The 8,549-nt window shown below is 66.0% G+C and carries 11 protein-coding genes; 1 reads left to right on the forward strand and 10 read right to left on the reverse strand.

What is annotated here, in order from left to right:
* The 10 genes from terL to MKK75_RS12885 all read right to left on the reverse strand — a co-directional run.
* Window positions 1-1,346, reverse strand: a 1,346-nt coding sequence (gene terL / locus MKK75_RS12840) for a phage terminase large subunit (protein ID WP_244042951.1), incomplete at its 3' end; no start/stop codon positions are given.
* Window positions 1,300-1,671 (reverse strand): DUF5681 domain-containing protein, encoded by a 372-nt coding sequence (locus tag MKK75_RS12845; protein ID WP_244042952.1) that lies wholly within the window; start codon window positions 1,669-1,671, stop codon window positions 1,300-1,302. The genes MKK75_RS12845 and terL, both read right to left, overlap by 47 nt.
* Window positions 1,672-2,646: 975 nt before the next feature.
* Window positions 2,647-2,925, reverse strand: a complete 279-nt coding sequence (locus tag MKK75_RS12850) for a hypothetical protein (protein ID WP_244042953.1) — start codon at window positions 2,923-2,925, stop codon at window positions 2,647-2,649.
* An 11-nt stretch (window positions 2,926-2,936) separates the two neighbouring features.
* Entirely contained in the window at window positions 2,937-3,197 is a 261-nt protein-coding gene (locus MKK75_RS12855; RefSeq protein ID WP_244042954.1) for a hypothetical protein, read from the reverse strand.
* A gap of 160 nt (window positions 3,198-3,357) precedes the next feature.
* Window positions 3,358-5,652 carry an AAA family ATPase gene (locus MKK75_RS36090; RefSeq protein ID WP_244042955.1) on the reverse strand — a complete coding sequence of 765 codons (2,295 nt, stop codon included), beginning with the start codon at window positions 5,650-5,652 and terminating at the stop codon, window positions 3,358-3,360.
* A gap of 20 nt (window positions 5,653-5,672) precedes the next feature.
* Window positions 5,673-6,140, reverse strand: coding sequence for a hypothetical protein (locus MKK75_RS12865; RefSeq protein ID WP_244042956.1), 468 nt, complete (start codon window positions 6,138-6,140; stop codon window positions 5,673-5,675).
* Window positions 6,137-6,400 carry a hypothetical protein gene (locus MKK75_RS12870; protein ID WP_244042957.1) on the reverse strand — a complete coding sequence of 88 codons (264 nt, stop codon included), beginning with the start codon at window positions 6,398-6,400 and terminating at the stop codon, window positions 6,137-6,139. Before MKK75_RS12870 ends, MKK75_RS12865 begins: the two co-directional genes overlap by 4 nt.
* The gene (locus MKK75_RS12875; protein ID WP_244042958.1) at window positions 6,397-6,675 is read right to left on the reverse strand and encodes a hypothetical protein; all 279 of its coding nucleotides are present in this window, start codon (window positions 6,673-6,675) and stop codon (window positions 6,397-6,399) included. The genes MKK75_RS12870 and MKK75_RS12875 overlap by 4 nt, the downstream gene beginning before the upstream one ends.
* A complete protein-coding gene (locus MKK75_RS12880; RefSeq protein WP_244042959.1) occupies window positions 6,672-6,899 on the reverse strand; it encodes a hypothetical protein in 228 nt (75 codons plus the stop codon). Before MKK75_RS12880 ends, MKK75_RS12875 begins: the two co-directional genes overlap by 4 nt.
* Before the next feature lie 286 nt (window positions 6,900-7,185).
* Window positions 7,186-7,428, reverse strand: a complete 243-nt coding sequence (locus tag MKK75_RS12885; RefSeq protein ID WP_244042960.1) for a hypothetical protein — start codon at window positions 7,426-7,428, stop codon at window positions 7,186-7,188.
* A gap of 142 nt (window positions 7,429-7,570) precedes the next feature.
* Here MKK75_RS12885 and MKK75_RS12890 point away from each other — a divergent pair, with 142 nt between their 5' ends.
* Complete coding sequence (locus MKK75_RS12890; RefSeq protein ID WP_244042961.1) at window positions 7,571-8,317, forward strand: hypothetical protein; 747 nt, start codon at window positions 7,571-7,573, stop codon at window positions 8,315-8,317.
* Window positions 8,318-8,549: the final 232 nt, after the last annotated feature.

The following is an 8,549-nucleotide window of genomic DNA, read 5'->3' on the forward strand; positions in this document are numbered from 1 at the left end:
CCAATGAGGCCAAGCGCGTCGACCTGATCGTCATGGACGCCGGCCGGGAAGCGCAGGAGCTCGGCCTCGAAGTCCTTCCGCCAATCGGCCTCGTGCGGGATGTAGAGCCCGCGCATGGACATGCGGGCGCGGATGCTCTGCGCCCTGACGGCCTTGTCCCCGCGCGTGGGGAATTGGCGGCGGCTGACGTAGGCCCGCTTTTCTCGGGCGGCCGCGTCGATCATGGGGCCGAGCGAGGCGCGGATCTGCCCCATCTCCTCGGCCCATTCGAGCGGGCGCCATTTCTTCACCAGGTCGCACCAGGCGTCGATCCACTCGGCGCTGTCGGCCTGCTTCCGCCACAGGTCGAGGACATGCATGTTGCCGCCCGGGTCGAGGCCCACGACGATGTGGACTGTGTAGTCGCCACCGTCCCGGGTCACGGCGTAGTCGCTCGCCCCGTATACGTTCAGGCCCTCGCGCGCCGGCGATCCCTTGCTCGGCCGGATCCAATCCCGCTCGAAGTAGGCGCCGCCCTCGGGCACCGGCACCTGTTGGTACAGGCTCGCCCAGGTGCGGGTGTCCACCTCCTCTTTCCGGCGGCGAAGTTGGGCGCCGTAGCCGTAATCGCCGTCATCCCACAGCCATTCGCCGATCTGCCGGCCGAGCGGGTCGCCGAGCCCGGCCTGCGCCGGCAGGGACAGCAGGCGATAGGGGCGTCCGATGGCGTCGAGTTGGCGGATGACGCGCCCGGCGAGGTCGTCGTCATGCCAGCGGGTGTGCATGATGACCTTCTTGGCTCCGGGCTTGAGGCGGGTGCTGAAATCGTCGGAGTACCAGTCCCACGTCCGGTCGCGCATGCGCCGGCTCTCCGCATCTTCACGGGATCCGAAAGGGTCGTCGATGATGCCCAGATCCGCGCGGAACCCGGCGATGCCGACGCCCACACCCACGGCGTAGTATTCCCCGCCGGCTGTGGTCGCCCAGCGGTTCGCCGCTTGGCTGTCGTCGGACAGGCTGACGCCGAGGTCCTGACCGTGCTCCACGATCAAGTTGCGGGTCTTCCGCCCGAACCGCTCGGCCAGTTCCGAGCTGTGCGAGGCGGTGAGCACGTTCCGGTCAGGGTGGCGGGCCACGTACCAGGCCGGGAACAGGTGGTTGGTGTAGATGCTCTTACCCGAGCCCGGCGGCATGAACACCATCAACACGTCCACCTCGGGGTCGCTTTCCAGCAGCTCCAGTTCGGCAATGAGCCGTTCGTGATGAGCGGCCGGGGTGTAGCCGGCAGCCACCGCCCACGCGACCATCGAGTCTTGGATGTCAGTGCGCCGTTGGCGGCGCTTCGCCTCCATCGTCAGCAGCCTCACCCGCTCCCGCGCGGCCGAGACGTCGAAGCTGCTCGACGGCTGCGGCGAGTTCTGACCCAAGCTCGGCATCGGTGAGGTCTCCAACGGGATCGACGGTGAGGTGCTGGGCCGGCCGGCCCCAGGCGCGATCGAGGATGTGGCTGGCGGCCGTGACGCGAGCGGCGGCCGGCGCCTCGTCGTTGCGCATGACGCCAGCCAGGGTTTCGAGGGCTTCGCGCGTGTAGCCGCGGGCGAGCTGCTTCACGTCGTCGGGCAGGCGCGGGCGACCGCCGGGGTTACCGGACTGACCGGGGGCGAAGGGCTTGAGGTTCGACGGCTTGCTCATGGTCTTAGCTGAAATCTATCGGGTTGCTGTTGGTATATAGGATCCGACTATGGTTCGCTCAGAGCAGTGGCGGGAACAGTGGGGCGGTTCGGCCAGCATCAGGTCTCGCGCACCCTCAGCGAGAGCTTGTAGAGCGGCGACCGCGGCTTGGTGCTGAACCAGGCTCACATCGTCCCGGACCTCGATTGTGACGGCGGTGGTCGGCGCCATTCGCCAGTGGATCTGAATGCCGGCGATAGGCAGCACGCTGTCGAGCGTAAGGGATTTAATCAAAATGCTTAGAAAGCAACATTAGATATATTTTTCATTCTGCGCACATATAAAAACATTTTGCAAACTCATAGCAGTGACCTCCATGAACCATCACCCGCAGATCCCCATGGCTTTTTGGGACGAGCTTGAGCGTAACGTGTCCTCCAAAGTAAATAATACTCTTAACATAAGTGAATTTTCACGCGAGCAGCTGATCTCATATTTGCGTGATCTAGAGATCATGGCGCGGACTGCCTGTGACCGCAGGCAGACTGTTCAGATTATTGCCTCTGCCCGCAGTGTCCTCGGAGATCGAACCCAAGTTGGTCCACGCGAGGGGCCCTTCACATACGCCGTTGCGTGAGCGGATTAGATTTTTGGGTTCCTAGGCGCCGTAGCCAGATTGGAGACAGTAATGCTCTATGAAGAGATGAGCCGTCTGGCTAGCGAGGCGATCAGGTTGAACACGATAATGGTCCAGAATGCCATGCTGCTTACGGTAGCAATGAATTATGCCTGGACTACAAGTCAGCGACAAGAGGTTCGACATCCGGAAAGCAAGATCAAGGCGCCCGTGAAGGGACAAGTGCGAACGAGACACCCTAAGCGCCGTGGTTTGCCCACAGGGGTCGAGGCTTGAGGTCTACGCGCGCTATAGCCGTTTAGCCTCGGTGTAACGCTGCAGCATCGACGTACCTGCGTAGCGACGAAACAAGACCATGGTCAGTCGTGCTCCTCCCCGTCATGACCGGGGATCAAATCAGCCCATGCGCCGCACAGGATCGCGGTGCGGGTGTCGGCGCGGTCGGGATCGGATGCGGCGACCGCATCCACCAGCGCCGCCAAGGCGGCGAGACCGCCGGCCGCGTCCGCCTCCAGCCCGGCGCGGAACAACGCGGACCGGAAGGCGATGGCGGCCGGCGCCGTGCCGTGGCGCTCGATGCCCTGGATCAGAGCGAGGACACTGGCCGGTGTCGGCGGATCGGGAAGGGCGGTGATCACGGCGAATCCTTTCAGGCTGCGGGACGATTGAGGGCGGCGTAGCTTGCCCAGACGCGACGTTTATCCAGCGGTTCGAGGCCGGAGAGCGCGGCCAGGGCGGGCGGCAACAGCGTGGGATCCTGCTCGGCTCGCTGCAGCAGATCGGTGAGCGCCTGGCCGCGCGGGCCGGTCGACAGGTGAACCACGGCGCGCAGGCAGCGAAGGCGGGCGACACGCTCGGCCGAGTCGAGGTCGGGGCGGAATGGGCCCCATGCGTCGGCGGCTGGGATCATCGGGCACCCCAAAGAGGCGGCCAGCTACCCACACCACCCACACTTCGATTTCTCACACACCCACACCACCCACACCCTCCAATAAGGAGGTGTGGTGTGGGGCTTTCTGGGGCCCCACCGTCCCCACCTCTGCACACCACACCTTGGAAGGTGTGGGGGCTCAATCGCCGGCCCATGCGCCCACCTCCACGAACGGGGTTGGCCGACCCTTCTCGTTGGTGCCCGAGACCACCACGAACATGCCGTTCTCGATCCAGATCTTGAGCAGGCGCTTGATCTTCTCGCGGTGCGCCTTGTCGCCGGCATCCAGCCCGAGGGCGCGGGCGATCGGCTTGCCTACCCAATCGTTGGCCTGAACGTTCTCGCGCCACGGCCCGGTGGCCCGCACTTCCGTCTGAGCGGCCCGCAGGTCGGCGGTGGTGACGTTCGCCAGCGGGTCGGGCCACTGCCAGGCCGTGACCACGCCCACACTGTCCCCGCCGGCGTTGAAGTCGAACGAGTCGTTTGGATCTCCGCCGTTGCCGAGGTCGACCGATGCCATCTTGAACCAGGACGAGCGGTCGGTCGGGGGCGGCGCGAGGTTCGCCTTGCCGTTGTCGACGCGAAAATAGAGGCGCCGCTGCTCGACGCCGGCGCGCTCCGCTTCCTCGCCGGACATGATGTTAAGGATCCTGCCCGACCGGGCTGCGGACAGCAGCGCTACGGCGCCCCGCATGTCCTCCATCACGGTCTCATTGCCCCCGGTCTTCCGGGTGTGGTGAACAAGCTCGATCGCGCATCCGGTCTCGTCGGCGATCTTGCCCCAGAGCTTCGCCACCCGGTCGATCGCGCCGTTGTCGTTCTCGTTGACCGCGTGGCAGCTCACGAACGGGTCTATCTGCACCACGTCGATGCCGTTTTCCCGGATCGTCGCCTTGAGCGCTTCGACCACCGGCACGGCGATGGTCACGCCGTCTCGCTTCTGCTCGGCAATGACGATCGGGTCATCCCGGCCGGAGTTCACGAACAGGTGCCCTTCGATGTCCTCTTGGCCGATGTCGTACTGAATGCAGGCGGCCATGATCCGGCGCTGCATTTCCTCTAGCGGATCCTCGCCGTTCCAGATCAGCACCTTGAACCGGCCGTGCGGATGGTGCCCGATCAGGTTGCGGCCGGTCGCCATCGCGAGGCCGTCGGCCAGGACGAGCGATGATTTGCCGACGCCGCCCGGGGCGGCCGTCACGCTGATGAACTTGCGGATTAGGTGCCGCTCTAACACCCATTCGCGGCGCGGGATGGTAGCAGGGTCGGCCCACACGAAGGGGCGGGCTTTGAAGGTCGGCAGGGACTCGGCCTGGGCCTCGGCGCTGGTGCCCTGGGTTGCGCCGCCGGTCTCTCGCGGGCCGGCCTGGTCCTGGCGGCCGCCTTTCCAGCCCAGATCTTCCGGCCGCGCGCCGATCCGCTCGCACAACCACATGGCCGCGGCTGCAGGATCGTTGGCTGGCAGGTAGTCCTTCACGATGTCGATCGGTGAGCGTGCGCCGTCGCGCGCATCGCCCATGTCGCCCACGCCGAAATCACGGATGCCGTCGGGGTGTAGCGATAGGTCTTCCTCGTACCCTTCGCCGAGGTCGCGCTGGTCGACCCGGTAAGCGCCGGTCCCCGACTGGTAGCGGGCGCCGGGGAAGATGCTTGTCACCCAAGCGCTCAAGTTCGCCAGGGCGCGGTCGTTCACGGTCCGCCAGAAGTCCGACCCCTCGCGTGGGCCTCGCTCGCGGGCGCTGGCGGATGCCCGTTCGCTGGTGCTCTGGCGCGGCTGCTCCTGTGCCTGCGCCTCGGCGCGCTTCTCGGCCTTCTTGCGCTCCTGATCCCGGGCTAAATCGGCTGCGACCTTCTGAGCCGCCCTGATCTGGTCCGCTCGCTCCTGTAGGTAAGCGATCAGGCGCGGCGCCTCGCGGATTTCAGTTGGCGTGCCGGGGACGTGGCGGCCCGTGACGGTGAGATACCGGCCGCCCGTGTAGATCTCGACCTGTGCGGCGTCGACCTTCCGACCGTCGACTAGGCCACGAACGAAGAACCGGAGGCCGCGCCCCGAGGGGGATATCTCCGTGTAGGTCTCGGCGAAGTCGATTGCGACTTGCGCCCAGGGTTGGAAAGCGCCGGTTTCAGGGTCGCGGCATTTGTCGAGGTCGATGCCGCTCTGTTCGTCTTCGACGGACAGCACATAGCCGACGCCTGCCTGTACCCGCTGGGTCGCGAATGCTGCGGCAGCATCGTAGGGCGCCCAGGTGGCGGCGTTGGTGGTGCTGCCCAAGCCGCCGTTCTTGGCGTTGAGCGGCGGCTTGTCCCAGAGGCCGCGATCATCGTTCCATGTGTATTCCCAGGCCACCCACTTCGGGCGGCTCTGCAGCTCGCGGAGCGCCGGAAGATCAGGCAGCCCGGCAAACGGCGGCAGTTCAGGCTTCGGGGTGCGCACATGCTGTGCGGATCCTGCCATCAGGCGGCACCTCCGAAATGCGAGGACGGGTCATTGAAGGTTGCGTTGAGGCGCTGCGCTGCGTCTCGGGCGATGGTCACGGCCTCGTTGAAGCTGAAGGCGGTGGCGAGCAGCGACGAGCTGTCCCCGCTCTCGGACTCGTGCTCGATGCCCCAACTGCCGCCGCCGGCAGAGTTCGGCCAGATGTAGATCAGCCCTCGCATCGTCGGCCGATCGGGTTCACCCCCTGCAGGCGTGCTTCTGACCGTGAGCGAGCACCCGACGCGGGCGGCATAGCCCTCCGCGTCGGCCAGGGCGTGGGCGCGATCGTCGGTGATCTCCAGGGCGACGGTCCGACCGGACGCGAGACGCACCCAAGCCGCCCAGCCGTCGCCATGCGGGGCCAGCACTACTTCGACGCCATAGGGCGTCCGATCATTGATGAGCGCGATGCTGTGCAGGGGGAATGGGAGGACGGTGCCGGTCATGCCGCCTCCCCATACTTCATGGTTCCGGGGCGGCTGAACGCCGAACACCAGTCCGCCGCCACAACATCGGGCCACACCGCGTCGCCGGTTTTCCGGTCCCGGGTCGGCGGTTTCGCCCGGCAGTCACCGCGGGCCTGCTCGCCGATCGTGCCGAGGATCCCGCGGCCGCCGTAGACATAGGCGGTGCTGGTCTGGGCGAAGTGGCAGCAGTTGGCGCAAGCCTTGGCCTTGCGCGAGGGCTTGAGGAGGCGCTGGGTCATGCGGCCTCCCCGCGGTTGTCGGCCCGGGTCGGCTCGAACTGGCGGCACCAGTCGGTGGCCGTCACGACCGGCCAAACCGCGCTGGTCGAACCGATCGCCTCAGGGTCTCGCGCAGGCGGGTTCGCCCGGCATTCTCCGGTCGGCTTGCGCCCGACGTGAACGAGACGGCCGTTCCGCTCATCGGCCACGCCGATGTCCCCGAAGTCGGACCAGGCCGAGCAGTTGAAGCAGGCGAGCGCACCGGCGGGCGGGCAGAGGATGCGGGGATGCGTCATCGGTTGCCCCCGTCCTGCTGGGCGGGTCGTAGTGCCTGGGCGGTCGAGGCGGCCGACGCGAGCGCCTTGGCGGCGCAATTCAGGCTATAGGCCGCGCCTCGAACGTCGCGGATTAGCGCGAATTCGGCGGCGTTCCTGGCGTAGCTCTCGGCGAGACTGGCGGCCTCGGCCACCGCGTCGAACGTGAGGGCGTCGGTCGGGGTGATGGTTGCGAGCGCCTTCATGCTCTGGCGCTCCAATGATCGACGCGCGGGAAGGCCAGGGCCGCCGTCGCGGCGGCGACACTCGGGCTCAGTCCGAAGCGTCTCGCGAGCGCAGCGGCTTGAAAATTAGGGGTGGTTGGGGCAGATACCTCGGTGTCGACCGCCAAGACGACATTTCGAGAGCCCGCCGTTGCCACCCGCGACGCGCGGGTTCTTCCGTTCATGGACTGCTGTTCCTGAATGAGTGCGCCGGCCGCATCGACGCGGAAAGAGCGGCCCGCGGGGATCGCCCGCAGATGGCGGGGGTTCAGGCTGCGATCGGCTCGGCGCCAGAGCGCGCGATGGCCTCATGCGCAGGGATCGAGGTCACGCCATCGACCATGGCGACCTTGATCTTCTTCGCGCGGATCTGCGCCCACAGGTGGTTGGCGCTGCATCCGAGGAAATCGGCATAGTCTGGGACCGACACGTTCAGCCCCGCACTCATGCGCTTGAGGGCTCGGGTTCCGTCGCCAGGTCTGCGGCCGGTTCTTTCGGGTTCTGCGCTCATGTTCGGCCTCCGTGCTGAATGGGCGAAGCGTGTCGCGTGATGCGACATACTTCGGCCGCGTCGTGCCTTGTGTCAATCCGACCGACGTGCGATATGTGCTGAATGTGTCGCGTGACGCGAAAATAATTCGGCAGGCAGGGCGATGACGCGAAGAAGTGCCGACGGCGATCCACGCCAGTCGATCGCGGTGCGAACGCGCAGTGATCTGAAGCAGCGCCTGGAACGGGTTGCTGAAGAGAACGGTCACTCGCTTGGTCAGGAAGTCGAGCGTCGCTTAGAGGCTTCGTTCGAGGTCGCGTCGGCGTCTAAGCTCGAACGCTATATCCAGAACCGTCCCGGCCTGAGCTACATGATCGGTCTAGTAACGCCGCTGGAGCTGACCAATCAGCTTGGCGATGTGTTGCAAGGCGTCGTCCGACATGCCGAGGACGTGGGCTGGTCGGAGCTGCACACGCGCGAGGCCCTGGCCGCAGCTTGGGATGTTGTCGGCTATTACTACTTCTGGCGCGGCGTCGACGGGGTGCCGGTCCCCGATGTTCGGCCGACGCCGCCCGCGGACGCGAAAGTTCGAGACCTTCCCCCTGCGTTGGCTGGCTACTGCATCGCCGAGCAGAAACTGCTCGCCAGCGTGGCGCTTCAGGATCAGGCGACGTTCCAGAACACACTTGACGGCAAGGTCGCGAACGCTTGGTCGGGCGACGGGAAGCGGGTCGAAAGCCTTAAGTCGGACGAGGGCACTGTATCGCCTCGGCGCCGGGCGAAGCAGGAGGCCGTTGGTTCGGAGGTGTCGCCGGAGGAATTGGAGAGGTTCAAACCGATCCCGCCGACTTGGTTTCAGGTTCTGACGGAGCGCGATGCCAAGCGCCAAACGGCCAAACCCCCCGAATAGCTGTGTAGAACTGTCGCAGTCTTTGTGCCAAACACTGCATCAGAAATTTTGTGTGCCCTGTGTGTTATTGGCCTGATTGCTTGTTGTAACACAATCTGGCCGCCTGTGTTCTACTCCGCGAGTGCTTCCGCTCGGGGAGTTTTGACGTGCGCACGCCTCAAGACCGCGTTCTGAACCTTCGTCTGCCGGCCTCGATGCGCCGGGACCTCGACGCCGCCGCCCATGCCGGCGG

It is taken from the genome of Methylobacterium sp. J-030, from assembly GCF_022829545.1.
GTDB lineage: Bacteria > Pseudomonadota > Alphaproteobacteria > Rhizobiales > Beijerinckiaceae > Methylobacterium.